The organism is Anseongella ginsenosidimutans, from assembly GCF_008033235.1.
GTDB lineage: Bacteria > Bacteroidota > Bacteroidia > Sphingobacteriales > Sphingobacteriaceae > Anseongella > Anseongella ginsenosidimutans.
Genome location: NZ_CP042432.1, coordinates 2,395,134 through 2,421,297 on the forward strand (window position 1 = coordinate 2,395,134; position 26,164 = coordinate 2,421,297).

General features: G+C 50.0%; 23 protein-coding genes. 12 read left to right on the top strand and 11 right to left on the bottom strand.

Annotated features, from left to right (window positions below; genetic code table 11):
* Nucleotides 1-13 precede the first annotated feature (13 nt).
* Both FRZ59_RS09910 and FRZ59_RS09915 read left to right on the top strand, forming a co-directional pair.
* Entirely contained in the window at nucleotides 14-1,966 is a 1,953-nt protein-coding gene (locus FRZ59_RS09910; RefSeq protein ID WP_132129552.1) for a putative porin, read from the top strand.
* Nucleotides 1,967-2,126: 160 nt separating this feature from the next.
* Nucleotides 2,127-5,267: a GH92 family glycosyl hydrolase gene (locus tag FRZ59_RS09915; RefSeq protein ID WP_132129553.1), complete on the top strand. Its 3,141-nt coding sequence runs from the start codon at nucleotides 2,127-2,129 to the stop codon at nucleotides 5,265-5,267.
* A 63-nt stretch (nucleotides 5,268-5,330) separates the two neighbouring features.
* Here the strand turns inward: FRZ59_RS09915 and FRZ59_RS09920 are convergent, their stop codons facing one another.
* Nucleotides 5,331-6,590, bottom strand: coding sequence for an asparagine synthetase B (locus FRZ59_RS09920; RefSeq protein WP_132129554.1), 1,260 nt, complete (start codon nucleotides 6,588-6,590; stop codon nucleotides 5,331-5,333).
* 35 nt (nucleotides 6,591-6,625) lie between these two features.
* Here FRZ59_RS09920 and FRZ59_RS09925 point away from each other — a divergent pair, with 35 nt between their 5' ends.
* Complete coding sequence (locus FRZ59_RS09925; RefSeq protein WP_132129555.1) at nucleotides 6,626-7,588, top strand: hypothetical protein; 963 nt, start codon at nucleotides 6,626-6,628, stop codon at nucleotides 7,586-7,588.
* Complete coding sequence (locus tag FRZ59_RS09930) at nucleotides 7,575-8,270, top strand: ATP-binding cassette domain-containing protein (RefSeq protein WP_132129556.1); 696 nt, start codon at nucleotides 7,575-7,577, stop codon at nucleotides 8,268-8,270. Before FRZ59_RS09925 ends, FRZ59_RS09930 begins: the two co-directional genes overlap by 14 nt.
* 216 nt (nucleotides 8,271-8,486) lie before the next feature.
* On the opposite strand, the gene FRZ59_RS09935 is transcribed toward FRZ59_RS09930, so the two are convergent.
* Nucleotides 8,487-11,309 carry a TonB-dependent receptor gene (locus FRZ59_RS09935; RefSeq protein WP_132129557.1) on the bottom strand — a complete coding sequence of 941 codons (2,823 nt, stop codon included), beginning with the start codon at nucleotides 11,307-11,309 and terminating at the stop codon, nucleotides 8,487-8,489.
* A gap of 159 nt (nucleotides 11,310-11,468) precedes the next feature.
* Here FRZ59_RS09935 and FRZ59_RS09940 point away from each other — a divergent pair, with 159 nt between their 5' ends.
* Genes FRZ59_RS09940 through FRZ59_RS09955 form a run of 4 tightly spaced genes read left to right on the top strand, consistent with a single transcriptional unit; the run spans nucleotide 11,469 to nucleotide 13,498 of the window.
* The gene (locus FRZ59_RS09940) at nucleotides 11,469-11,912 is read left to right on the top strand and encodes a peptidylprolyl isomerase (protein WP_132129558.1); all 444 of its coding nucleotides are present in this window, start codon (nucleotides 11,469-11,471) and stop codon (nucleotides 11,910-11,912) included.
* The gene (locus FRZ59_RS09945; RefSeq protein WP_132129559.1) at nucleotides 11,909-12,340 is read left to right on the top strand and encodes a DUF5606 family protein; all 432 of its coding nucleotides are present in this window, start codon (nucleotides 11,909-11,911) and stop codon (nucleotides 12,338-12,340) included. Before FRZ59_RS09940 ends, FRZ59_RS09945 begins: the two co-directional genes overlap by 4 nt.
* Nucleotides 12,337-12,813: a DUF6452 family protein gene (locus FRZ59_RS09950; protein ID WP_132129560.1), complete on the top strand. Its 477-nt coding sequence runs from the start codon at nucleotides 12,337-12,339 to the stop codon at nucleotides 12,811-12,813. The genes FRZ59_RS09945 and FRZ59_RS09950 overlap by 4 nt, the downstream gene beginning before the upstream one ends.
* Nucleotides 12,785-13,498, top strand: coding sequence for a DUF6048 family protein (locus FRZ59_RS09955; protein ID WP_132129561.1), 714 nt, complete (start codon nucleotides 12,785-12,787; stop codon nucleotides 13,496-13,498). The genes FRZ59_RS09950 and FRZ59_RS09955 overlap by 29 nt, the downstream gene beginning before the upstream one ends.
* Before the next feature lie 97 nt (nucleotides 13,499-13,595).
* On the opposite strand, the gene rlmH is transcribed toward FRZ59_RS09955, so the two are convergent.
* The 7 genes from rlmH to FRZ59_RS09990 form a co-directional block, all read right to left on the bottom strand.
* The gene (gene rlmH, locus FRZ59_RS09960) at nucleotides 13,596-14,069 is read right to left on the bottom strand and encodes a 23S rRNA (pseudouridine(1915)-N(3))-methyltransferase RlmH (protein WP_132129562.1); all 474 of its coding nucleotides are present in this window, start codon (nucleotides 14,067-14,069) and stop codon (nucleotides 13,596-13,598) included.
* 22 nt (nucleotides 14,070-14,091) lie between these two features.
* The gene (locus FRZ59_RS09965; RefSeq protein WP_132129563.1) at nucleotides 14,092-16,353 is read right to left on the bottom strand and encodes an aconitate hydratase; all 2,262 of its coding nucleotides are present in this window, start codon (nucleotides 16,351-16,353) and stop codon (nucleotides 14,092-14,094) included.
* 279 nt (nucleotides 16,354-16,632) lie between these two features.
* A complete protein-coding gene (locus FRZ59_RS09970) occupies nucleotides 16,633-17,010 on the bottom strand; it encodes a DUF2752 domain-containing protein (protein WP_158640597.1) in 378 nt (125 codons plus the stop codon).
* The gene (locus FRZ59_RS09975) at nucleotides 16,995-17,306 is read right to left on the bottom strand and encodes a CD225/dispanin family protein (protein ID WP_132129565.1); all 312 of its coding nucleotides are present in this window, start codon (nucleotides 17,304-17,306) and stop codon (nucleotides 16,995-16,997) included. Before FRZ59_RS09975 ends, FRZ59_RS09970 begins: the two co-directional genes overlap by 16 nt.
* Before the next feature lie 36 nt (nucleotides 17,307-17,342).
* On the bottom strand, nucleotides 17,343-18,005 hold the full coding sequence (locus tag FRZ59_RS09980) for a polysaccharide deacetylase family protein (protein ID WP_132129566.1): 663 nt from the start codon (nucleotides 18,003-18,005) through the stop codon (nucleotides 17,343-17,345).
* Nucleotides 18,006-18,020: 15 nt separating this feature from the next.
* On the bottom strand, nucleotides 18,021-19,376 hold the full coding sequence (locus FRZ59_RS09985) for a sensor histidine kinase (protein ID WP_132129567.1): 1,356 nt from the start codon (nucleotides 19,374-19,376) through the stop codon (nucleotides 18,021-18,023).
* Complete coding sequence (locus FRZ59_RS09990; protein WP_132129568.1) at nucleotides 19,366-20,715, bottom strand: sigma-54-dependent transcriptional regulator; 1,350 nt, start codon at nucleotides 20,713-20,715, stop codon at nucleotides 19,366-19,368. The genes FRZ59_RS09985 and FRZ59_RS09990 overlap by 11 nt, the downstream gene beginning before the upstream one ends.
* A gap of 268 nt (nucleotides 20,716-20,983) precedes the next feature.
* Between FRZ59_RS09990 and FRZ59_RS09995 the strand changes: the two genes are divergently transcribed.
* The 3 genes from FRZ59_RS09995 to FRZ59_RS18515 all read left to right on the top strand — a co-directional run bounded on the left by FRZ59_RS09995 (nucleotide 20,984) and on the right by FRZ59_RS18515 (nucleotide 23,207).
* Nucleotides 20,984-22,282 carry an efflux RND transporter periplasmic adaptor subunit gene (locus tag FRZ59_RS09995; protein WP_225975016.1) on the top strand — a complete coding sequence of 433 codons (1,299 nt, stop codon included), beginning with the start codon at nucleotides 20,984-20,986 and terminating at the stop codon, nucleotides 22,280-22,282.
* Between the two features lie 4 nt (nucleotides 22,283-22,286).
* A complete protein-coding gene (locus FRZ59_RS10000) occupies nucleotides 22,287-22,976 on the top strand; it encodes an ABC transporter ATP-binding protein (RefSeq protein WP_132129570.1) in 690 nt (229 codons plus the stop codon).
* An 81-nt stretch (nucleotides 22,977-23,057) separates the two neighbouring features.
* Complete coding sequence (locus tag FRZ59_RS18515) at nucleotides 23,058-23,207, top strand: hypothetical protein (protein ID WP_158640598.1); 150 nt, start codon at nucleotides 23,058-23,060, stop codon at nucleotides 23,205-23,207.
* Here FRZ59_RS18515 and FRZ59_RS10005 read toward each other — a convergent pair.
* Together FRZ59_RS10005 and FRZ59_RS10010 are read right to left on the bottom strand one after the other, a co-directional pair.
* Entirely contained in the window at nucleotides 23,197-24,240 is a 1,044-nt protein-coding gene (locus FRZ59_RS10005) for an RpnC/YadD family protein (RefSeq protein WP_132129571.1), read from the bottom strand. The genes FRZ59_RS18515 and FRZ59_RS10005 overlap by 11 nt on opposite strands.
* Before the next feature lie 144 nt (nucleotides 24,241-24,384).
* Entirely contained in the window at nucleotides 24,385-24,804 is a 420-nt protein-coding gene (locus tag FRZ59_RS10010; protein ID WP_132129572.1) for a DUF1801 domain-containing protein, read from the bottom strand.
* 330 nt (nucleotides 24,805-25,134) lie between these two features.
* On the opposite strand from FRZ59_RS10010, the gene FRZ59_RS10015 reads away from it, so the two are divergent.
* Nucleotides 25,135-26,163, top strand: coding sequence for a DUF4097 family beta strand repeat-containing protein (locus FRZ59_RS10015; RefSeq protein WP_132129573.1), 1,029 nt, complete (start codon nucleotides 25,135-25,137; stop codon nucleotides 26,161-26,163).
* Nucleotide 26,164: the final 1 nt, after the last annotated feature.

The following is a 26,164-nucleotide window of genomic DNA, read 5'->3' on the forward strand; positions in this document are numbered from 1 at the left end:
TAAAGGCAATATTTTGTTCAGGATAAAACTGCTATTTATCATTCTGCTGCTGCCTTTTGCAGCACTTGCCCAGCAACCCGATACAACGGACACGCCGGGAAGGAGGGAATCGGGAACTCCCGGCAATGATACCCTGCGCATTTATTCCCCGCTTACGGTGACGCTTATAAACGAGCGCAGCATGAATTCGGATAGCCTGGTAACCCATCCCATTGATACATCTATCAATAAGTTCCAGAACTACAGCGAATTTTACCGGAACGATGATTATTACGTAAACCTGGGAAACCTGGGGCTGGCAGCGCGCAATCTTCTTACTGATTTCGATAAAGGGATCGGCTTCAGAACCGGGCAGCGGGCGCTGGATATTTACCAGTACGATAAGTCGAAGCTGGATTATTACCGGACGCGTTCGCCTTATACGGAATTATACTACGTAAGCGGGGGACGGCCCGAACAGATCTTCCGGTTTATTCATACCCAGAATATAAAGCCCCGGTTGAATGCGGGAGTGGAGTACCGTAAGATCGGCTCGGAAGGATATTATCCTAATCAGAATACCAATCACCTCAACCTGGCCGCCTTTACCTGGTACCAGTCGGAGAACCTTCGCTATAACCTGATCGGGAATATTGTATATACTGATCTCCGGGCTCCCGAGAACGGCGGGCTTGTCAATGACAGCATTTTTGAGATCCCCTCCAACGAGGACCAGATCCTTCAGGAACGGGTTTTCCTGGAAGATGCCCGCACGCGCTGGAGAGGAACAGCCATCTACCTGAAGCAATATTACAATATCGGCCGGGTGGATAGGATAGATACTGGCAAAACCTATGCGGAAAAAGTATATCCCCACCAGCGGGTTTCCCATTCCATCTACTTGGAAAACAGGAGTTATACCTACCAGGATAAATCGGGTAATCCCAGCTATTATTATTTCATCTATAACAGCGAGCCAAATCCGCTGGATTCCATCCATTACAGGAATATTGAGAACGAATTCACCCTGTCCGTTTTCGGGCGAACAGGGCAGAAACAAAGGGCATTCTCGAAGGCGGCGATTCTCCAGGCCGGTATTAAGCACCGGCTGGTGAGCTATGCCCAGGGGCCTATTGATACCACCTTTAATGTATTATCACTTAAAGGCCAGGCCGGCTACCAGCTTTCCGAGAAACTGGGAATTATATTTAACGGGGAACGGGTTTTCCTGGGGCCTTATGACGGCGATGTAACGCTTTCGGCCGACGCCCGATTATTTATCAGCGAAAACATCGGGGAAATACGCCTGGGTGGCCTTTACCAGCGCAAGCGGCCGGAATTCATGTTCGAGAATTATTATTCCAGCTATCATCGCTGGGAACAGGACTATGAAAGAATTAACCTGAGCCAGCTCAGCTTTTCTTATTATCACGATAAGCTGAAGCTGGGGCTGTCGGGAGAATATTCGCTGATCAGCAATTATACCTTTTTCAGGGGCCGTGATAACTACGTCGTCCCTTACCAGTTTACTGGCGAAATGGATATCCTGAAGGTAACCCTCGAGAAAGACCTGAACTTTTTAAAGAATTTTGTTTTTTCCGGCCACCTTGTATACCAGTATAGCAATTATCGCAATATCCTCCTTACCCCGGAAGCTTACGCGTACGGAAGCCTTTTTTACCGGAATAAGTTGTTCGGGGTGCTGGATTTCCAGCTGGGTGTTGACGTGCGTTATTTTACGGAAACCGAGGCCTATAGCTATGCTCCCGAACTTGGCCGTTTTTTCGTGGATGATAATGCAAAGACCATTGGCGATTATCCTATTGTGGATCTTTTCCTTACCGCGGATCTCCGGCGCACGCGCTTCCTGGTGAAATTTGACCATGCCAACCAGGGCTTTCCCGAAAGAGGTTATTATACGGTTAAGCGATATCCCATGCCCAACCGTACGCTTAAGTTTGGGATAAGCTGGCGATTTTACGATTAGTATTTGCCCACATTCGTGATCGTAACGCTGGCGTCAGGTTAAGCGTGAAACCAGGTCTAAGCCCTCCGGTGTAAAACCGGCCAAGGCCTTGTGCCGTAAGTTCAGGCTTGCTACTCCCGCCTGAGAATAGTACATTTGTTTTGTTCAAATGTTCATACATATGAGAATTCTTACTTTAGCCACGTACCTGCTGTTTGTTGTAACGGATGGATTCGCACAAGCCCCTGCGCTGTGGAAGATCGGGGAAAATGACGGATCTACCCGGGGAATGGCCCTGGAGGGGAACGCTTACGGGCGTTTTATTGAACATGATTTCGGCTTCGAAGACGGGTTTTTCCTGGCGGGATATTCGGCCGGGGAAGAAGATTTTCCCTATGTACTGCCAGGGCCGGCCAGCGCCTGGGGAGGGACCGGGCCGACTGCCGGCATCCGTTCCCATTTCCTGAATATTTATTTCGAAGTTGGAGAAAAAGGTACCGCGGGGGACTGGCGTTTTGTACTTGATGTATTGGATACGGATCCCCTGCATCCACCTCTTGTTAAAATAACGGTCAACGGCGCCGCCTGGAAACGCAGGATGGAAAAGGGGAGCGGAATGGAAAATCCCGACGGGGAATTCAGCAATGAGCATGAGCAGTTGTTCGCTATTGAACTTCCGGACAGCCTGATCAGGGAAGGGTTTAACGAAATAACGATCACCACCCTGGAGGGCGGATGGCTCGCGTTTGACCAGGTGAAACTGGAAAGCTCCACTGGCAGTTCACTACTTGATGCAGCGGAGGTGCTGGTCCGCGAGGTTAAAAGCGCTTCCTACGAAATAAAAAAAGAAAATGGCCTTTTTCAGCCATTGCTGCTGGATATCTTACACCTGAGCGGGACGCCTTCGATAAGGTTGGAGCTGGACGGAAAACCGATCCTGGACCAGACGGCAGAACGCGGCGCTTATGTCCTGGAAGCGCCTATGCCGGCGGTGCAGCAGGAGAGGACGAGCAGGTATTCCTTGTTTATTAACGGTAAGCTGGCAAAAAAGGGCAGCGTTAAACGCTTTCCCGCCCGCGTGGCGGGCCCGGCCGGCTATGTAAACACCCTGATGGGAACGGGCCATTCCCGCTGGATGATCGCCCCCGGGCCCTGGATGCCTTTCAGCATGGTAAAGCTAAGCCCGGATAATCAGGATGGCGGCTGGCAGGCAGGCTATGACCCTACCTTCGAGTCCATTGGCACCTTTAGCCATATTCACGAATGGACGATGGCAGGACTGGGAACGTTTCCCGTAAACGGGCCGCTGCAGATAAGGATGGGTAACCAGAACGATCCGGAGAGCGGTTATCGCTCGCGAATTGATAAAAGTACGGAAGCAGCTCCGCTCGGTTACTATCAGGTCCGGCTGAGCGATTACGATATTACGGCGGAGCTGACGGCCACTACCAGAGCGGGTTTCCAGCGTTATACTTATCACCAGGGGGATACCGGGCGCATCATGATTGACCTGCTGGTACCCGCCGAATACGGTTACCAGATCAGGGATTTCCGGATGAACCTGGTTGGCGACCGGCGGATAGAGGGGTACAGCCATCAGCTTTCCAAAGGCGTATGGTCCGGAGGCGTGAACCAGGATTATATTGTTCACTTCGTGATCGAGTTTGACCGCCCGGTCATCAATGCAGGGGCTTGGCTGGATGGAAAAGTAAAGCCCGTTACCGCGCTGCAGTCGGATAGCGCGGAGAACGCCGGAATGTATGTGGAATTTGACGTCCGCGACAACCGCAGTGTGCAAATGCGCTCCGCTATCTCTTATGTGAGTATTGAAAATGCTGCCCTTAACCTGGAAACAGAAATTTCCAGGCCCTTCGGCTGGGATTTTAACGCTGTCCGCGGGAACCAGGAGAACACCTGGAATGAACTGCTTTCCAGACTGCAGATCTTTTCCGCCGACCGCCGGGAAAAAATGCGTTTTTATACGAATATGTACCGTTCACTGGCCAGCAGGAATATTTTCAGTGATGTTGACGGACGCTGGGTGGACGCCGGCGAACAGGTTCGGCAATTTAAGGATCCCGCGGACGTGGCTTTAGGCTGCGATGCTTTCTGGAATACGTTCTGGAATCTTAACCAGTTCTGGAACCTGGTCACCCCGGAATGGTCGGAGAAATGGGTGAAGTCCCAGCTGGCGATGTATGATACCGGTGGATGGCTGGCCAAAGGCCCGGCCGGGATGGAATATATCCCCGTAATGGTAGCCGAACATGAAATTCCCTTAATTGTGGCGGCCTACCAGATGGGGATCCGCGACTTTGACGTAGAAAAGGCATTTAAAGCGGTATATAAAATGCAGACCACTCCCCCTGAATGGGTGGGCGGCGGCCTGGCCGGGAACCTTGACCTGGTCACTTACCTGGAGCATCATTATGTACCCTATGACGAAGGGCGTTTTTCGAATTCGCTCGAATATAGTTTTGACGACTGGGCCGTTTCACAATTCGCAAAGGCCCTGGGCAAGGACAGCGCCTGGAATGAATTCAGGGACCGGGGGACCTGGTGGCGCAACGCGATTGACCCGGAAACCGGCTATGCGAGAATGAGGGATGCCGCGGGAGAATGGCTGCCTGACTTCGATCCCTTTAAATCAGGCGCCAATCATCATTATGTGGAAGGAAATGCCTGGCAGCTTACTTTCTTTGTGCCGCAGGACGTCCCCGGCCTCGCAGGTATGATCGGGAAAGATGATTTTACAGAGCGCCTTGAATGGGGTTTTGAGGAAAGCTATAAATGGCGTTTCAACGGGCCCAATGACCAATACTGGGATTACCCGGTAGTACAGGGCAACCAGCAGTCCATGCATTTCGCCTACCTGTTCAACTGGGTGGAAAAGCCCTGGCTCAGCCAGAAATGGAGCCGGGCTATTGCCGACAGGTATTATGGCTACGGTGTTTCTAATGCCTACCTGGGCGATGAAGACCAGGGACAAATGAGCGCCTGGTTTGTAATGAACGCATTAGGGCTTTTCCAAATAGACGGAGGCGCCCGCGCAAATCCGATTTATGAAATTGGAAGCCCGCTCTTTGAAAAGACGGTGATTGACCTTGGAGAACGTTACGGAAGGGGGCGAACCTTTACGATTGAGGCCCGGAATAGTTCCAGGAAGAATAAGTATGTGCAGAAAGCTACGCTCAATGGAAAGCCGCTGCAAAACTTCTGGTTCGATGCCCGTGAATTGCTGAAGGGCGGAAGCCTGGTACTGGAGATGGGCCCGGAACCGAACCAGCAGTGGGGAAGGGGTCAGCTTCCTCCTGCTCCCTGAAGAAAGGATTCGACTCCCTGATCAGTTTTCCTGCTCCCTGAAGCTCAGGTCGTATCAGGGATCTCAGGTTTTCTGTTTTTTCTTTCTTGCCGCCGGAAAGAGTACATTATTGAGGATAAGCCGGTAGCCGGGGGAGTTGGGATGGAGATTCAGATCAGTAGGCGGGTCGCCTACCATGTGCTGATAGTCCTCCGGGTCATGCCCGGAATAAAAAGTCCAGGTACCTTTTCCGTATTCACCATGAATATACCTGGCTTCGTTCAGGGCTTTGTTCTCTCCCATGATCAGGACATCGGGCTTAATGATCTCTTTCCTGAACGCCGTGGTTTGCCCCATAAAACCCCTGATCACTTTTTGATGGCATTGCGTAAGCATGCTGGGTACCACATCCCATTTCGCCGAAAAGTCAAATAATACGAATACATCGTTCTGCTCGTTGACGGGCCTCATCGGAGAAACGTCAATATTGGCGAATTCATAATTATAGGGGTTGGCGTCCAGGGTAAAATCCAGGAAGGCGAAAGTCCTGGAAAAATCCAGCTTCTGCTGCGCCGCCGGATCGGCCGGATCGCCGTCAAACATGGCTTCGCAAATGTCAACCCCTTCGGCGGCCAATGCGATATCAAAACTGTCGGTACCTGAACACATGGCAAACAGAAACCCGCCCCCGGCCGTGAAATCCCGGATGTTTTTCGCCACTGCGAGCTTAAGCTGGGAAACCTTGTCATAGCCCATTTCAGCTGCCAGTTCCTCATTTGAGCGTACGTCCGACTGGTACCAGGGCGCATTCCGGAAGTTTGCCCAGAATCGCCCGTATTGCCCGGTAAAATCTTCGTGGTGCAGGTGCAGCCAGTCATAAGCCGGAAGCTTTCCCTCGAGTACGTCCTTATCGTAAATTATATCGTAGGGAATTTCCGCATACGTTAGCACCAGCGTTACGGCATCGTCCCAGGGCTGTTTGTTCTTGGGGGAGTAGACCGCCATTTTTGGCGCCTTTTCTAAACGTACAAGGTCGGTATTGGATTGGGGATCTGCTATTTCTCCCAAAATGGCTGAAACCTTTGCGTCCGGTACCACCTCATAACTCACACCGCGGATCTTGCATTCATTTTCAAGCTGCTGGCTGTAAGCCGTTAAAAAGCTGCCGCCGCGGTAATTCAGGAGCCAGTCAACCGGCTGTTCTTTTCCCAGTGTCCAGTAGGCAATGCCATAGGCCTTTAAATGGTTTTTCTGGGTCTCGTCCATGTAAATAAGAATGGAGGATGCAACTGCTGTTTTTACCAGCAGCAATAAGGAGACGCAAAAAACCAGGAAACTTTTCATGGAGATAAAGTTACGAAATTCCTTAACTTGCTGCGATGGAAGGGAGAATACGGAGCTTTTTCCTGTCACTACTACTAATTCGTTTTTTACAGGCGGCGCGATTTCTGAAAGAATTGGGGATCATAAGGGCCGTTATCCTCATTTCTTGTTGCTTTTACCTCGTGATGCCTGCAGGGAAAGTCTATTTTACGGATACGGTAGCCGGAGGCGCCTTCGCGGCGCTTACCCTCCTGTTGATCCATATCTCGCGGAAAGACCGCCGGTTTTTAACGACTGTTTTCGGACGAAGGGGATACCGGGCGATGGCCATTGAGTACGCCCTGATCTCCCTGCCTTGCTGTTGTTACTATTTGTATTCCGGAAATATTGCCAGCCTGGCTGTTTTACTTCCTGCTATTTTCGGGGTTCCCTTCATTCAGTTCAGATTAAAAAGGGCGGGTGGGGCCGGCGCTATGGCCGGTCTTTTCCCAGCCAGGGCATTCGAATTGCGAAGCTGTTTCAGGGAGAACTGGTTCCTGTTCCTGCTGATCCTGCCGGCCGGGTTAATATTCAGCAGGCAGCCGGCTATCCCTGCCCTTGCTATGCTTTCGATCACGCTTATATTCACCTTTTCAACTTCCATGAACGAACCGCGCGTAATGCTGGAAACATTCCGTTCGGGGAGCGAATTGCTGCGATATAAAGTCAGTACTTATCTTAACGTCCTGCTTGTTTGCCTGAGTCCGCTGCTACTGGCCTTTTTACTATTTCATTACCAGTATTGGTATCTTCTGGCTGCGCTGCTTCTTGCCTGCTGTATGATCCTGTTACTTGGGATATGCCTCAAATATGCGTTTTACGTTCCCGAAACGGACATGCTGGCTAATAAGATCCTTGTAGGAAGCAGTGTGGCTTGCTTTGTAATCGTCTACCTTGCGCCTTTGCCTTTTATTATGTTACCCTTCTATTACCGGAAAGCAAGAAAGAACCTGGATAATTATTTTTATGCTGAAGATTGAAAACTTGTCTTTATCCTATGATGGAAAGAAAACCATCCTGGAAGGGCTGTGCCTGGATGCGAAAGAAGGATCCCTGCATGGTTTGGTAGGAGGGAACGGTTCCGGTAAAACTTCTTTGTTTAATTGTCTGTACGGGACGGTCGTCTTTCAGCAAGGAACCATTCTGCTAAACGGTTCTCCCCTCAAAAGAGACGCGATCGCCTACCTGGAAACGGAAAATTTCTTCTATCCGAAAATTACGGGGAAGGAGTATTTGAATTTATTTGCCCATGTAAATCCCGGTTTTGATTTCCGGGGCTGGAACGAACTTTTTGTTTTACCATTGAACCGGCTGACAGATACCTATTCCTCCGGCATGAAAAAGAAGCTGGCCTTCCTGGGAATTATGTCATTTGACCGGCCTGTAATGATCCTTGATGAACCTTTTAACGGAGTGGATATGGAAACCGTCCAGATCATGAAAGTGATCCTGGATAAACTGCGCCATGCCGGAAAGATCATTTTGATCACTTCTCATATACTGGAATCACTGACATCCATTTGCGATTCCATCAGCTATTTATCCGGCAAAAACATCGTGTTCACCTACAATAGAAGTGATTACGATAAGATCCAGGAAGCTGTCTTCGGCCTGGATAATGCCGGTACTAAAGCAAGAGTTGCCAGATTACTGCAAAGCTGACGCACGTTATGTGCCGGACGGGAACAATCCTGCCGGCGTTTGCCGCTGCGGCCCGTAAGCGGCTTTCTGCGTTCCCCTTCCTTATATCCCTGCTCCAGCCATCCCTGGAACAATCCTGCCGGCGTTTGCCGCTGCGGCCCGCAAGCGGCTTCCTGCGTTTTTCCCGTTCCGGTCATTGTCCCGGCGCCCTGTCAGCGGCAATTTTTTGCCCGAAGTTTAAAACGAACGTCTTCCCCCGCGGCCGCCCGGTCCGCCCCGCCGGAAACCTTCCCCGCCGCTTCCGAAGCTGCGCAGGTGGTAGTTAATGCTGAGCAGGAAATACTGCTGCAGCGTGTTGCTCCTGCTGTCCTCTATGTAGCGTTCGGTCACGTTGCGGCTGATATTCGTATTGTTATTTAAGAGGTCATAGGCCGAAAGCCGGATCTCCGCGTTTTCTTTTTTCAGGAAACTTTTACCAACAGAGGCATTCCAAAGCAGGAAGCGTTCATCGTAGCCGTCGGCGTAGCCTTTGTTATAATTATAATTGAAATTAGTGGAAACGCGCAGCCCTTTCCAGAAAATATAGGTTCCGTAAACGGAAACGTTCTGTGAGAAATAATTGCGGTCAAGTTCCGCCTGCCGGTCATTGCGTGTGATATTGAAGTTGATATTGGTGGCAGCGCCGAAATTGATGTTTTCGCTGATATTACTGTGGAGGGATACTCCCTGGTTGATCCCGTAGGAATTGGACCAGGTACTTTCCCGGTTCAGGAAGCCTACGTCATGCGTGTGACTGAGGCCGGTATTGAGGTTCACGTTCAGCTTCAGGGCTTCAATAGGTTTTCCATAACTGGCATGGGAGCGCAAGGCATAAAAGCCGTTAATGTTCTCCGGACGACTGAAACGGGCGCCTTTTCCGAGAACGATATGGCCGTCGATAGTGGTGTCCCCGCTCGCAATGAAGGTGGAATTTACGATCCGGTTATTGCTGAAATCGGCGGAAAAGGAAGCGAAGAAATGCTGCTCTGTTTCCCGGTCGAAGGAATTATACCGTAAGGAAAAGTTATGGGCGAAGGCCTGCTTCAGATCGGGGTTCCCGCTCCGGATATTCAGGGGATTACTATTGTCAATTACATTCTGCAGCTGTGAGATGGACGGGGCATCGGTATCCGTGCGGTAGGAGAGGCGAAGGCGCTGCCGTTCCGCAAATTCGTAGGACAGGGAGGCTTCCGGCAGGATACTGCTAAAAGACCTTCCGGCATCAAAGACCTCCGGAAACACTTGCCTGTTCTCTATATGCGCGTGCTGGTACTCCATCCCAAAATCAACCGAAAATTTTTCTTTGCTGTACTGATAGGCGAGCCCTGCCCGGTGATACATATAGTCGTTGAGGAATTCGTTCGAAAGGTCCGTGTTCAGCAATTCATATTGCCCGGTAGCAACCAGGTAGTCATAAATTTCCCGTTCCGAACTGCTTTCAGTATTGCGGAGGCTATAGTTGGTTCGCAGGCGACTGTACTCGCCCAGCGGCTCGGTATAGGAAATGCGGGAAGTGAAGCCCCATCCGCCCGATTCGGAGTTTCCAAGCTGGTCAATAGTATCGAGCCGGTTTTCCACTCCGTTCTTATAAAAAAGGTTAAGCGAGTTGTTGTTGGAGAGTGACCTGTTCGTATTGGAAGAAGCATCAATATTCATGGAAATGGTACGTCCCCGTTTTTGAAAGCGATGCCTGAACGTCATCCCGCCGTCAAACCGGTATCCTGAATTGTCTGAAAAGTTATTGCTCCTTGAATTGTTAAGCGCTTCACCGGTGCTGAGCATGGTTTCGCTGTAGCTTGTCCGGTGGCTGTTATGATCCTGGAAGGACAGGTTGGGCCGCAGGGAAATGGAATTCATCGAATCTATTTCATACTCCACCTGCAGGTTTACCCGGTGATTGAAATTTCGGCTTTCCGATCCGGATTCCCGCTGGTTTAGCTGGTTGGTGTTTTTTCCGAGTATGTATTCCCGGTTGGTGAACTGGTCCAGGTTATTGCTGGCGGAGTTGTAAAAATAACTGCCGCTGATATCCGTGTCCTCCAGCCATTCGCCATTAAAGTCCACGCCAAGGGCGTTGGTAACCGTATTTCCATTCCTGCTGCCAATATAGAAATCGTTGTTCCTTCTTCCTCTTCCCCCGCCTCCGCCCATAACACCCAGCAGATCCTGGTTGGCAAAGTTTTGCTGGTTTACGTTATTGGTCATCCCGATCACGGTATAACGATTACCTCCGTTCCGGTAATTATAATTTCCGCCTGCGCTATACCGGTCCTGGTTGCCCAGGGAGGCGTTCATCCTTCCGAATTGCCCTACTCTTTTATCGGGCCGGGTGACAATATTCATGGTTTTGATCCTGTTGCCGTCGTCAAAACCGGTGAATTTGGCCTGTTCGCTCTGGTCGTCAATGATCTGGATCTTGTCAATAATATCGGCCGGCAGGTTCTTCATGGCTATCTGCGGGTCATTGCCGAAGAACTCCTTCCCATCCACCAGTACCTTCCGGATCTCTTCGCCCTGCGCTTTTACGCTTCCGTCGGCGCCTACTTCCACTCCTGGCAGCTTCTTGATCAATTCTTCCGCATCGGAATAGGGTGGAGTGGTGTAGGCGGCCGCGTTGAATTCCGTGGTGTCGCCTTTGATCTGAACCGGTACGGGTTTTCCCAGCACCTCTATAAGCCCGAGTTCGGTGGCGTTGACACCCATCAGGATCGTGCCTGCCTGGTATTCCTGGCCTTCTTTTACCGTCAATTGACTGCTGTGGGTAGCATACCCGAGGAATTGTATGGTGAGGTGATAATCTCCGCCAGGGATATTCCGGAATAGAAAGTTGCCTTTATCGTTCAGGATAGTTTCCTGCACGGTAGAATCCTGTGGGGTAGCCAATTTCACATGAGCGCCTCTGAGGGGAAGCTGGTCCGCGCTATCGGCTACGAGGCCGCTGACGCTGGCAGACTGGCCCGAGGTTTGGCCGGCGGAAAGCAGTAATACTAAAAACGGGAACAGGGAAAAGTAAATTTTCAAACGCACACTATTGATCTTTGGTTTGCTTCTTGGAAGGCCGCAGCCGGAAAAGGTTTAACAGAAGACATTCCGTAACATGATTGTTATGTTCCGGCGGAGTCCGTGGCCATTACGGAAAACCGGGAGCTTTTTGTAATTTAGCCGTCTTAACAGTAAAAAATGACCAAAGGAATCATCAAAACGGAAAAAGGCGATTTGCCGGTAATATTTTATGATAAGGACGCACCGGGTACCGTTGAAAATTTCCTGAAGCTTGCACGTTCGGGATACTATGACGGAACCACTTTTCACCGCGTGATCCCCGACTTTGTTATCCAGGGAGGAGATCCGACCGGAACGGGGGCAGGCGGCCCGGGCTATTCCATCAAGTGTGAGCTGGACGGCGACAACCAGTACCATGACAGGGGCGTACTTTCCATGGCACATCGCGGAAGGGATACCGGGGGCTCGCAGTTCTTTATCTGCCACAGCCGGAACAATACCGCACACCTTGACCGCAACCATACTTGTTTTGGAAAAGTGGAGGCAAACCTGGAGGTAATTGACCAGATCAAACAAGGCGATAAAATACTTTCTATAGAGATCATAGAGGAGGAAGCATGAATCTGAAAGGAATTGTGTCCGTAACGGGTAAGCCGGGCTTGTATAAGGTGATCGGTCAGAATAAATCAGGATTCATTCTCGAAACGCTGGATGAGGCCAGGAATAAGCTATTAATCAACCCTAATACACGGATTGCCGCGTTAACGGAAATAACCATCTTCGGTTTGGAAGACGACATTCGTTTGCGGGATATTTTTGAAAAGATGGGAGCCCGGGCGAAAGAGCTGCCTGTTCCCGAACCCAAAGCGGATAATAAGGCCCTCAAGGATTATTTTGAGAAAATATCTCCTGATCACGACAAGGATCGGGTATATGTTTCGGATATAAAAAAGATCGTGAGCTGGTACGGGATCTTATCCAGTCTGCCCTTGTGGGAGGAAAAAGAAGAAGCGCCGGAAGCAGAACAAGACGAGGATGGAACCGAGTGATACCCGCGTTTAAATATACAGGCCTGGGAGCCGTTCTTTTCTGCTTGCTGCTTAGCGCCTGCGAGGAGAGCGCCTGTGATACCAGTACGCGGACGGCTATCCAGTTAAAGTTTTATTCCCGTACCACCGACAGTATTCCAAAGGATACTGTCATTACCCTGGATCTGGAAGGGATCTATGGCATTGGAAGGGAAGACAGCATCCTGTTCGAAGGGGCTTCGGTTTCTTTAGTTACGCTTCCGCTGCCGCTTGAAGGCGATTCCTGCCAATTCGTAATGGAATTTCCAACCCAAAGCGATACGCTTACGCTTACTTTTGACCGGCAGCTCCGCTATATTTCAAAAGGCTGTGGTTTTGTCACCTGGTTTACCATCAGGGATGCAACCATTACAGAAAACGCCGTCAGGAATATCAGTATCGTTGAACCCTCGGTAACTACGTCGAATGAGGAAAATATTAAGCTGTATTTTTAGCTTGCTCCTGTTCTGCGGAGGGCTTTCCGCGCAGGATACGACGGCTACCGTACCGGCGGATACCGCAGGGACCAGTGAGCCGCCCAAGCCTCGCCGCATAGATACCATTCCCTGGGAGCGGAGCGGCCTGCGGGTGGGCATTGATTTGCTGAAGCCCATTCTTTCTTTTGTGAACAACCAACCCCAGGGAGCGGAGTTCTCTCTTGATTACGAAGTAAAGAAAAACTATTTCGCCGTTCTGGAAGCCGGATGGCAGCAGCTGGAGCTGGATGAAGTACGTTATAATTATACCACGAAAGGCATGTTCACCCGCCTGGGCGTTGACTATAATTTTATGAAACGAAGGCAGCCCTTATCCGGGGAAATGGCCTTTGTTGGCATCCGATATGGATTCAGTTCTTTCAGCCTGCAGGCGGACAGCGTACTGCTTACAGAGAAATACTGGGGCGACCTCCTCACCAGCGTTCCCAAAACTACCTTACAGGGCCATTGGGCGGAGCTGCTCCTGGGTGTAAAGGCGGAGATCTCTGAAAACCTCTTCCTTGGCTGGACCATCCGGGCCGGATTCCTGGTAGCCGGCGGGGTAACAAAGCGGGAAGTGGTACCTATCAGGGTTCCCGGTTACGGCCGGACGGAAAAAAAGCCTGTTTTCGGGTTCACTTATTCTGTTTATTACCGGTTTTAACTGATTCATACAGTTCCAGCATTCTTGCTCAGGCATTTCTCCTGCCTCTCCCTGATATCGTTCTCTGCCTGACGGGCAGGCAGCTTTGAAGGAGGATTTACCCGTGATGATAAGGTTCGTTCCTGAGAATGGTGAATGCCCGGTACAGTTGTTCGGTAAAAAACAAGCGGATCATTTGATGGGAAAAGGTCATTTTGGAGAGGCTGATCTGTTCGTGAGCCTTTTCATAAACGGCCGGTGAAAAACCATAAGGCCCGCCGATTACAAAGACCAATTGCTGTACGCTCTTATTCATGGCTGCGTTCAGGTAAGCGGCAAATTCTTCCGAAGAAAAATGCTTTCCTTTTTCGTCCAGTAAAACTATCCGGTCATTAGGCTGAAAACTATCCAGCAGGGCAGTTCCTTCCTTTTCTTTTTGCTGCTGTTCCGTGAGATTACGGGTATTTTTCAGAGCGGGAAGTGTCAGGGTTTGAAAAGAGATATAATGCTTCAGCCGCTTTTCAAACAGTTCGACTCCTTCCCGGAGGAATTTTTCTTCGGTTTTGCCGGCCTGTATCAGTTTGATCCTCATGAGCGCCGGTTAATTCCTGCTATTATTGCTTCTGCTTGATCAGGTTCAACGCAGAGCCTGCCTTGAACCATTCGATCTGCTGCTCATTATATGTATGATTTACAGGAAACTCGTCCTTGCTGCCGTCGCGGTGATTCAATATCACGGTCAGCTGCTTGTTGGGAGCGAAGTCAGTAAGGCCGGTAATATCAATGGTATCATCTTCCTGAACTTTGTCATAATCGGCAGGGTCGCTGAACGTAATGGCCAGCATACCCTGTTTTTTCAGGTTGGTCTCGTGAATGCGGGCGAAAGACTTTACAAGGATCGCCAGTACGCCAAGATGGCGGGGTTCCATGGCAGCATGTTCACGGGAAGAGCCTTCGCCGTAATTTTCATCGCCAACTACTACCGTTCCCACGCCTGCTGCTTTATAAGCCCGCTGCACGGCCGGCACGGGGCCGTATTCACCGGTCAGCTGATTTTTTACGCTGTCGGACTTTTCGTTGAAGAAGTTAATGGCTCCTATGAGCATATTGTTGGAAATATTATCCAGGTGCCCGCGATATTTCAACCAGGGGCCAGCCATAGAAATATGGTCCGTAGTACATTTGCCTTTTGCCTTGATCAGCAGCTTCAACCCGTTGAGATCCGTGCCTTTCCATGGCTTAAAGCCTTCCAGTAACTGCAGACGGTCGGAATCAGGCTTTACTGCCACTTCCTGGCCGCTGCCATCGGCGGCAGGCGCCACGTAACCGTTGTCTTCCACCGCGAATCCTTTCGCCGGAAATTCGATGCCCTGCGGCTCGTCGAGTTTCACCTGTTCTCCATTCTCATTTACGAGGGTATCCGTAATTGGATTGAAAGTGAGGTCGCCGGCAATGGCCAGGGCGGTTACAATTTCAGGGGAAGCTACGAAAGCGTGGGTATTCGGATTGCCGTCATTCCTTTTGGCAAAATTCCTGTTAAAGGAGGTAATGATTGAATTCTTGCGATCGGGGTCGTCTGAGTGGCGCGCCCACTGCCCGATGCAGGGGCCGCAGGCATTGGCCAGTACTACGCCGCCCATTTCCTTGAAGATATCGAGGAATCCATCCCGGTCAACGGTATAACGCACCATTTCGGAGCCAGGAGTGACGGTATATTCGGACCTTACCTTCAGGTTTTTACTTACGGCCTGTTTTGCTACGGATGCAGCGCGGCTGATATCTTCATAGGAAGAATTGGTGCAGGAACCAATCAGCCCGACTTCCAGCTTTGCAGGCCAGTTATGTTCTTTGACTACCTGGGCTAGCTTGGAAATAGGCCAGGCAAGATCCGGGGTAAAAGGCCCGTTGACATGCGGTTCCAATTCCGAAAGGTCGATCTCAATCACCTGGTCGAAATAATTTTCCGGATTGGCATATACCTCGGGATCGCCGGTCAGGTGTTCCGCAATGCCTTCAGCCAGGGAAGCAATGTCTGCCCGGTCGGTGGCGCGCAGGTAATCGGCCATACGTGAATCGTAGCTGAAAATAGAGGTAGTGGCGCCTACTTCCGCGCCCATATTGCAAATGGTGCCTTTCCCGGTAGCGGAAAGCGATTCTGCGCCTTCTCCGAAATATTCTATAATAGCGCCGGTTCCACCCTTTACGGTGAGAATGCCGGCCACTTTCAGGATCACGTCTTTGGCGGAAGTCCATCCGTTCATTTTCCCGGTGAGCTTAATGCCGATCAGCCTGGGGAATTTAAGTTCCCAGGGCATTCCTGCCATCACGTCGCAGGCGTCTGCTCCGCCAACACCAATGGCCACCATGCCCAGGCCTCCCGCGTTGGGAGTATGGGAGTCCGTCCCGATCATCATTCCGCCAGGGAAAGCATAATTCTCCAGGACAACCTGGTGAATGATGCCGCCGCCCGGTTTCCAGAATCCGATCCCGTATTTCCGGGAAACCGAAGAAAGGAAATCATAAACTTCCCTGTTGGTATCAATGGCCCTGTTAAGGTCTTCCTGCGCCCCTGTTTTAGCCTGGATCAGGTGATCGCAATGCACCGTAGAAGGTACGGCCACCCGCGGCTTGCCGGCCTGCATGAACTGAAGCAGCGCCATTTGCGCGGTAGCGTCCTGCATAGCAACGCGGTCGGGAGCGAAATTGACATAGGAGTTGCCCCTTGCAAACGCTTCGCCGGGTAACTCATCGGAAAGGTGTGCGTAAAGGATCTTTTCAGTAAGGGTCAGGGGTCGGTTTACCAGGTTCCTGGCCGCGGCAATCCTGCCGGGAAGTTCCTCGTATACCTTTTTAATCATCGCTATGTCAAAGGCCATTTTACAGTAATTTTATTATTGCTCTATTTGGGTTGCGAATTTATCAAAAAATTGGATTTAAGGCCCTACTGAAAGCATTTTTTCACTTATTTGGAAGATTTCTAAATTGATAACGGGAAAGCACCGGGTTTGTTTTGGCTTGCCCGGGCTCGCTCAGGCCGATTTTCAGGATCCCGGCCGCTTCGCGCCCGCCCTGAAAATCGAAGTTCGCCCGCGCGGGTAAGCTGAAACCTGTATGGCAGGCAAGAGGGGCTTATGGAGGCGGCCGCAGGTTTATAATTAAAACGGGTAAAAGGAAACGTTGCGGAGCATCCAGTAGAGAATCACGATGACCAGGACTATCCAGGGCGCATGGGGATGCCGCAGGGGGCCTTTCCCGGCCAGGCGGTCATATACCAGGAAAAGAATTGCAGTAAACGCCAGGGGATTAAAGCGAAATGCATCCGCAAAATGCAGGTGCAGCAGTGCATGAAGGGCTCTTTGGGAACCGCAGCCAGGGCATTCCAGTCCTGTGAACTTTTTAACGGGACAGGGAGGGAAAAAGCCGGCCATGGAAGGGTCGAAAGCGAAATAGAGGCCTAACGCGATTACCGCGCCGGCGCCAAATAGCAGCTTTGCCCAGCGTTTAGGGAGGGCTATTTTTAAAATTGACTCCACATGGCTCCGAATCCGAGAATAACGAAAAACAGCACATAGAGGACAATACCGGCAATGCCTACGAAAAACCCGATCTTCGTCCATTTACCCGCCTGACGGGAACTTTCAAGCGCGTCAGGGTAATTTCCTGCATCGTACTTGCTGTTAACGCCAGCCGCATAAATGATCCCCACGATCCCAAATGGAAGACAGCAAAGCACCGTGACCAGGATGGACTCCACCAGCCAGTTTTTTGGGCGGGCGGGCGGAGGTGTGGGATTATCAGGTGCCTGGTTAGTTAGGTTTATCTCGTCCATGTTTCTTATGATTGAAAAACTAAGATAGAAAAAAAATCAAAACTTTAATTTCTTTAGCTGTATCCCTTTCTCTTTCCAATGGGCAAGGGCCCGCGGGAGCGCAAACCGCAGTCTTTTTTCTGCTTTTATACTATCGTGAAATACGACGATGGAACCGTTTTCGGCATATGCTAACACGTTTTTGAGGCATTTTTCAGGAGAAAGCCCGGGGTCGAAGTCGCCGCTGAGGACGTCCCACATAATGATGTTCGCCGGAAACGGGGCGGCAATATTGCCGCCCGGGGGCGGAATGAGGGCTGCTTGCCGCAGTTCCTTGATCTGGCTGCGTTTAATGCGGCCGTAGGGTGGGCGGAACAGGTTTGATTTTACGAATCCGGCGCATTTGCCGATGTTTTCCAGGTAAACCTGGTCGGGAGTTTTCCAGCCCTTCAGGTGGTTAAAGGTATGGTTGCCCACAGCATGGCCTTCCTCCAATACTTCCCGGTAAATTTCGGAATGCTTTCTGACGTTGTCACCAATACAAAAAAAGGTGGCTTTCGCTTCATATTGTTTCAGAGTTTCCAGCACCCAGGGAGTTACCCCTGGGATGGGGCCGTCATCAAAGGTAAGGTAGACCACCTTTTCATCCCGCGGCATATTCCAGATGAGCGAAGTGGGGTAAAGCTTTTTTAACAGGTATGGTGTTTTTACCAGGTACATTTGAGAGGCATTATTTCACTGTTCAAGTATAATAGAGAATGTACTTCCTTTATCCGCGACGGAATGCGCCCGTAACTGCCCTCCGTGCAATTGGATGATCTGCCTGGAAAGACTGAGCCCGATTCCTGAGCCCTTCTTTTTCGTAGTGAAAAACGGGATAAATATATTTTCCATGGCTTCGGCTTCAATTCCGGGGCCGTTATCGCTTATTTCAAGGATCACCTGCTGCTGGTTACGGAAAGCTTTCAGCGAAATGACGCCATCCGGAGTTTCCAAAAGAGCATCCCGGGCGTTTTTGATCAGGTTAATAAGCACCATATGCAGCTGTTCGCCGTCGGCCGTGATCTCCAGGTCGCCGGGCTGCACCTTGCTTCTGAGCTGAATGCCTTCCTGTTTCAGGTCGGGATCCATTAACTGGGTGACCGAGTGAATGATGTCCTTTACGCGAATGGTTGAAAAATGCGGTTTAGGCAGGCTGGTATAGTCCCGGTAGGCATTTACAAAGTTCATGATGCCCCGGCTCCTGTTTTCTACGGTTTGCAGGGCTTCCCGGAGATCCGCCGTTGCGTTTTCTGGAAGTCGATAAGTTTGAAGGTCATTTTCAACGATTTCCTTCATGGTGCCTATAAGCGAAACGATAGGGGTAATGGAATTCATGATCTCATGACGGAGGATGCGCGCCAGGTTTTGCCAGGCTTCCAGCTCCTTATCCTGAAGTTCGGAATGAATATTTTGGAGAGATACCAGTTTGATCAGTTTTCCCTGAAGGCGCAGTCCTGTGGCGCTGACCGAAAGCTGAAGGTTCTGGGACATAGGATAAAGGGATTTGCTTCCGGAGGGGAGGCGCCAGAACAAATTGGCCAGCCCGTCATGTGAATTTTCCAGTTCGGCGATATTCCTGAGCCGGTAGATCCCCAGCAGCCGGAATGCGGCAGGGTTGATAAGTTCTACCTTGCCGCTGCTGTCAAACGACAATACCCCGATATTAATTTGCTGGACAATCGTGTCAATGTATTTTAGGTTCGCTTCTTTTTCGGCCCGGGCTTCCCGGAAAGCTTCGAGGACCTGGTTGAATTGCCGGTTCAGATCCCGGAAACTTTTGCCTAGTTTATTATCGGAAGAAAAGCGAATGGAGAAATCGGAATAGTGGATGGATTCCAGGAAAAGCGCCAGTTTGCGGTTCACCCGGGTAATATAATGGTGAAGGCTGTAGCACTGCCACAAAGTTAACAGAAAGGGTATTATCAAAAGCAGCAGGCGGAAGGAACCGTTTACCTGGCGCTGCATCAACGCCCAGCAAAACAAACCTATCCCGGCTGCAATACCCAGTATTCGCAGGAAAAGAGAAATGCTGAAGCGCTCAAATGCCATATTTTTCTATTCTCCGGTATAATGCGGCCCGGCTCAGCCCTAGTTTACGCGCTGCTTCGGTAATGCTCCCGTTAAATTCGCGAAGGGCTTTCCTGATCAGTTCCCGTTCGGTTTCTTCCAGGTTGAAACCGGTATCGGCGTCTTTGCTGAAAGAACTGTTCTTTTTAAACACATGCTCCGGCTGTAAAAGGTCCGATTGTGCCAGGATAACCGCCCGTTCGATTGCGTGCTGCAATTCCCGTACGTTTCCCGGCCAGGGGTAGCGCATCAGCTGGCTCACCAGGGAGTCGCTGAGACGGCGGACTTCCCGCTTATATTTATCCCGGTATTGCTCCAGGAAATGCTGCGCAAGGAGTACGATGTCTTCCCGCCGCTCGCGTAAAGGCGGAAGCTGTATTTCAATCGTGTTGATCCTGTAGAGCAGGTCCTGCCGGAAGCTCCCCTCGTCCACCATTTTTTCCAAATCCCGGTTGCTGGCGCAAATCAACCGTACATTCAGCGACCGCTGTTTATTGGAGCCCACAGGTACCACCACCCGGCTTTGCAGTACATTCAATAATTTAGCTTGCGCCGGCAGGGACAGGTTACTGATTTCGTCCAGGAAAATAGTGCCTTTGTCTGCTTCTTCAAATCGTCCCTTGCGGTCCGCCCGTGCATCAGTAAAGGCGCCTTTAACATGTCCGAACAGTTCACTTTCAAACAATGTTTCGGGAATGGCTCCCATATCAGCCGGTACAAAAGGCTGGTTGCTCCTTGCCGATAACTGATGGATATACCTGGCCAGCAGGTCTTTCCCCGTACCGTTTTCTCCCAGGATCAATACATTCGCATCGGTCCCCGCGATTTTTGCCGCCGTTTCCAGCAAAGCTTGCATCAGGGGGCTCTCGCCGATTATAGGACTCGGCAGATCTTTTTTGTCTTCCGGCCCGGGTTCCTCTTTTTTCGGTTCAGGAACTGATTCTTTCATGGCTGACCGGACAGTAGCCAGCAGCTTATCGTTCTCCCAGGGTTTGAGGACAAAATCCGCCGCTCCTGCTTTTATGGCCCTGACCGCCATCTCCACATCGCCATAGGCGGTAAAAAGAATGACCACAGCCTGGGGATTAAGATCAAGAATGCGGTCCAGCCAAAGAAATCCTTCTTTCCCGCTGCTGCGGTCGCGGGTGAAGTTCATGTCCAGCAGGATCACATCGTATTGGTTATTGTTAAGCAGGTAAGGTATCTGCTGCGGGTTGCGTTCCCCCTCAACTTTGGCGAAATGTCTTTTTAGAAGCAATTGGGCGGCCCTGAGTACGTCCCAATCATCATCGATAATTAAAATAGTTCCTGTATGCGGCATCCGGATAAATTTATGATCGTACCGGGGCTTCTTGCCCCTCCTTGTTTTTGAGCCTCCTGCAGCAAATATTGCTCCTTATGCTAAAACTCCTTTCTCCCTGTTATATGCGGGCATTTCCGGCTGCCGGAATGTCCGGAAATGAACAATGCGTGTCCGTAAGCGAACGTTTTCAGGGATAAAAATACTGAAAAATTCTGTTCAACAGCCGTTTTGGGTTCTGGCACGGCGATTGGCTGTATGGATGAGCCGGCGAAAAGCAGGCCCTGATGTGGCAATAACAAAAATAACGGCCACACTTGCACAAGCGGATAAGATCATGGATAGGAAGTTAGAGAAAAAGTTTTGGACTAAACAGCGCATTTTTATGATGGGAGGAGGCGCCTTGCTGGTTTTTGTACTCTTGTACAGCCTCGTGTTCGCTGATCACCGCTCTAAACTGAACGTGGAAAGAGAGAAGATCACTGTTTCTACTGTGCAAAAGGGCATATTTGATGAATATATTGTTGTGACAGCGGTTGTGCAGCCCTTGAAAACAATACGGCTGGACGCGGTGCAGGGAGGCTATGTGGTGGGAAAATACCTGGACGGTGGTACGATGGTGGAAAAAGGGGATTCTATTCTCCGCCTGGAAAACCAGGATCTGACCCTTAGTTACGTAAACCACGAAACAGAAATTTATCGCCTTATCAATGAACTTCAAAGCACGCGCCTTCAGCTCCGGCAAAACCGGTATCAGCTGGAAAGTGCGCTTTCTGATCTGCAGGCCCAGCTGAAGGCGGCAAAAGACCTGTACGACAGGAATAAGCTCCTTTATGATGATCAGGTGATCTCCGAGCAGGAGTTCCTGAAATATAAGATCGACTACGAGCGGTTAAAAGAACAAAACCGTATTGAAGTAGAGTCCCAGAAATACCAGGAACAGAACGCGGAGTTGCAGATCAAGCAATTGGAAGGGACCATTGACCGTACCCAGCGGAACCTGGAATTGATGAAAGCCAGCCTGGATAACCTCATCATCAGGGCGCCTATTTCCGGTCTTCTTTCTTCCATAGACGTGGAAGTCGGGTCCAGTATCAGCGCCGGCGAAAATATTGGGCAGATAGACGTCATAGACGGTTATAAACTACGCGCCCAGATAGATGAACATTATATTTCCCGCCTTTTTGCCGGGTTGAAGGCTTCCTTTGAATTTGGCGGCAAAACGCATGAGCTAACAGTCCGGAAGGTATATCCTGAAGTGCTTAACGGCAGATTTGAAGTTGACCTGGAGTTTGCCGGCGCCGCACCCGAAGGAATCCGGCGCGGCCTCTCCCTGCCTGTGCGGGTTGGGCTTGGAAAATCCGCTGAAGCCGTATTGCTTTCAAGCGGAGGTTTCTTTTCCCATACAGGCGGAAACTGGGTATATGTCCTTGATGGAGATGGCACCCGTGCCGTGAAACGAAGCATTACGCTCGGCCGGAAAAACCCCGAGTATTTCGAGGTCCTGGAAGGCTTGCAGCCGGGGGAAAAAGTGATAACTTCATCCTATGATAATTTCGGAGACAAGGAAGTATTACAAATGAATTAACCATATGATCATTACAAAGAACCTGCAAAAGACCTTCACCACAGAAGAGGTGGAAACCACTGCGCTGGCCGGCATTGACATGGAAATACAAGACGGAGAATTCGTAGCTATCATGGGGCCTTCCGGCTGCGGGAAATCAACATTGTTGAATATCCTGGGTCTTCTTGATAATCCTTCCGACGGGGAATACCACTTTTGGGGCGAAGAAGTAGCCAAGGTATCCGAACGCAATCGCGTTCGCCTGCGCAAGGGAAATATAGGCTTCGTTTTCCAAAGCTTTAACCTTATCGATGAACTTACCGTTTTTGAAAACGTGGAACTGCCGCTCCTGTATCTGAAGGTGCCTTCCGCCGAACGTAAGATCAAGGTAGAGGCCGCTCTCGAACGCATGGGCATCATGCATCGGCGTAATCATTTCCCCCAGCAGCTTTCCGGCGGCCAGCAGCAGCGTACCGCCATTGCCCGGGCCGTTGTAGCCCGGCCACGCCTGATCCTTGCCGACGAACCCACCGGTAATCTTGATTCAGCTAACGGAGAAGAGGTGATGAAGCTCCTTAGCGAGCTGAATGAAGCCGGCACTACGTTAGTAATGGTAACCCACTCGCCTTATGATGCGGGCTTTGCTCACAGGACCGTCAATTTATTCGACGGAAAGATTGTCACGGAAAATATCCGGGAACAATTTCACGTTTAATAATTCCGGTAAGGTATAACCCGGGTAGTGTAATAATTAATAATTCAAGCTATCTCCAAAAAAATTTAAAACCGGGAATTCATGCTGAAAAGTTATTTCAAGTTAGCAATTATTCCACTGCTGAGCATGGCAGCCGGCGTGTGCGTATGCTGGTTCATGGTCACCTGGGTAGAACACGAGTGTTATTTCCTGTATCTTGAGTCAGCAAGCAATATCGCGATCATTCCTTGATCGAGGTAGCTTTCTTACTTTTAAAGAGGCTCTGCCGCACATGTTTTACAAACTCGACAGAAACCTCGGCTACCCCGGCGGCCTGCCGGTCATTGAGGTCCAGCTGCAGAATAAGGTTTCTGACGAAGCGTTCCTTTCCCTGCCGGAGCCCTTTTTCGACACCTTTTTCGATTCCTTTTTCAATTCCCTGGCTCATGGCCTTATCCAGTAAATATTCTTCAGTTCCCATAGCGATATTCCTTTTTGTTAATTCCTTTATATCCTGTTCAAAAATCGATTTTATTTCCTCATCCCTGAAATGCACGAAATGATTTAAAAAGTTGAATACTGCCCGCTGCCTTATCTTGTCGAGATTCCTTCCAAGCATTTCCTTTAACAAGTCACGCTTCATATTCAAAAGCTCGTACCCACCCTGGTTTTTATTTTTTATGTACAGGAGTGTCGTGAGGATGATCAAGGCAAAAGGGTTAGAATTGGCCCTTAACATCTCTTCATCCTGGTCCAATATTTTATAGCTGTTAAACTTATATATGAGGCTTGTTCCCAGGCACTCCTCCGTATAAATTCCGGGGCGGAAACTCTTATTATTATCCGTAAGTATAGCCAGCGACGTCACCGGTATCCTGTATTTATCCTTTACCCGGTACCAATAACGGTGCATTCTTTTCGTAAATTCCTCCCGGCCTCTTTGCCCCTGCACTTCAATATGGGTCAGAAAACATTTTTCAGTATTGTCTTTCAAATACACTTTTACCAGTTTATCTACGTGCCGCACGCCGGTATCCGATTCTTCAGGGGATAGAAGCTGGTCAAATTCTTTGTCCAGGTAGGAGAATCCCCTGCCAAAGTCAAAACTTTCGCAGGCCGCAGGGAAGAAAAAACGCAGAAAATCCTCGAAGAGGTCTTCTAGTGCCGCTTTCCATAACCGGTCGTCCCGCTGATGATATTCATTACGCTCATTGACGTCTTCAACGCATAAGCGCGAAGGAAAAAATCTAAACGGGGCAATGGTTTCTTCGTAGGTCATATTCATAAGGCGAGTTGTGATTGGTCGTGTCATGCAAATATAATAATTAATGCATAACATATAAAATATTTAGTAAAACCAAACTGCATAACCCGGGCGCCAGGAACGCTTTGCCCGTTTCTTGAAGCCGTCTTCTTCGATGGTGGTCGTTCAGTTTTTATATTTTTCGTTCAGATAGCTTACCGTGGCGTTAACCAGTTTTTCCAACGCAGGCTGATGAATGTCAGAAAGCTTTTTGACATAAATACAGGCTTTTCCCATTTTAAACTTACCTAAATCCCTGAGCAGGTGCTTATGTTCTTCAAGCCCGGTAAACACGTATAAGGATATCGCTGCCTTTCTTGGCGAAAAGCCTACCAGGGGCGCGTCACCTTCGTGACCACTTTCATACTTGTAATGGTAACTGCCAAAGCCGATGATGGATGGGCCCCACATTCTTGGCTCATGCCCGGAGGCCTCCTGCATAAGCCGCAGCAATTCGTAACTATCTTTTTGCTTCTGTTCTGTAGCGGCGAATGAATGAATGAAGTCAAGCACATTTGCGTCGGTCGCTGTTGTTTTATTTGCCATGATCGCGTCTTAAAATAATGAAGATAGTGAATATGTCCGGATGCGGACGGGCAGCGTGTCCGAAAATGAACGTTAGCAGCCATTCCCAGGCGCAGAGAACCTTTTAAAGGGGAAAAATCCTTTGGCAGTTTTCTTGCATTCCGGATGTCCGCGGATTTGGACTGCTCACCATGAGCTTCCAATCAATCAGGACGGCGCTGATGAATCCGGTGAAGAGCCTCCGGTCGGAATGAGAAAAGCTTTCCGGGATTTTTTTTTCAGGGGGTGCAACGTGCCGGACAAAATAGGTGTCTTATAGCTAATAGACTTATATTAAAATAAACCCTCATTATGAGAACTCTTTTCATACTTTTTTTAAGTGTTTGCCTGGCAACCGCCATGCAGGCTCAGGACAGCAGGGACCTGTACCTGACAAAATCCCTTTCGAGCGAGAATATTAAAAATGTGGAAGTCACTACGTCTGGCGGAAATATTACCGTAGAAGACAGTGACGCCGGCCAAAGTAAGGTGGAGGTTTACGTGCGTTCCGGCAACGGCCGCAGTCTGAGCAAGGAAGAAATAAAAGAACGCCTTGAGGAGGATTACGACCTGGAGGTTTCGGTCAGCGGTTCGAAACTGATTGCGGCGGCCCGGTCTAAAAGTAACCTGAACTGGAAAAACAGTCTTAGTATTTCCTTCAAGATATATGTTCCGGGAACCATTTCCAGCCACCTGCGTACAAGCGGCGGAAGCATTCATCTGAAGGGGCTTTCGGGGAATCAGGATTTTGCGACCAGCGGGGGCAGCCTGCACCTGGATAAACTGAACGGGTCCATTAACGGAAGAACCTCCGGCGGAAGTATCCACGTTTTTAATTCGGGCGATCTGCTTGACCTGCGGACATCGGGCGGCAGCATAGAAGCCGGAAACTGCCGTGGGAACATCACGCTGGCTACTTCCGGCGGCTCTATCCGTCTTGATCAGCTGGAAGGAGCAGTAGAAGCTACCACCAGCGGGGGCAGTATTGACGGGAACAGTGTTAAAGGTACTCTTCTTGCCCATACCTCCGGCGGCAGCATCGAACTTGAGGGGATTTCCGGGAGCCTGGATGCCAGTACCAGCGGTGGAAGAGTCGTTGCCGAGTTAATCGCACTTGGGGACTACGTAAAATTAAGCACCAGCGCCGGCGGAATTGATCTGTCATTACCTTCCGGAACAGGAATGAACCTGGACCTCCGGGCTAACAAGATCAATACAGGAACACTAAATGATTTCAAGGGTACAGTAGAAGAAGACCGCATAGAAGGCCAGCTGGGAGGAGGGGGAATACCGGTAGAGTTAAGAGCCAGTTCCGGAAACATTAACCTTGATTGGAAGTAAA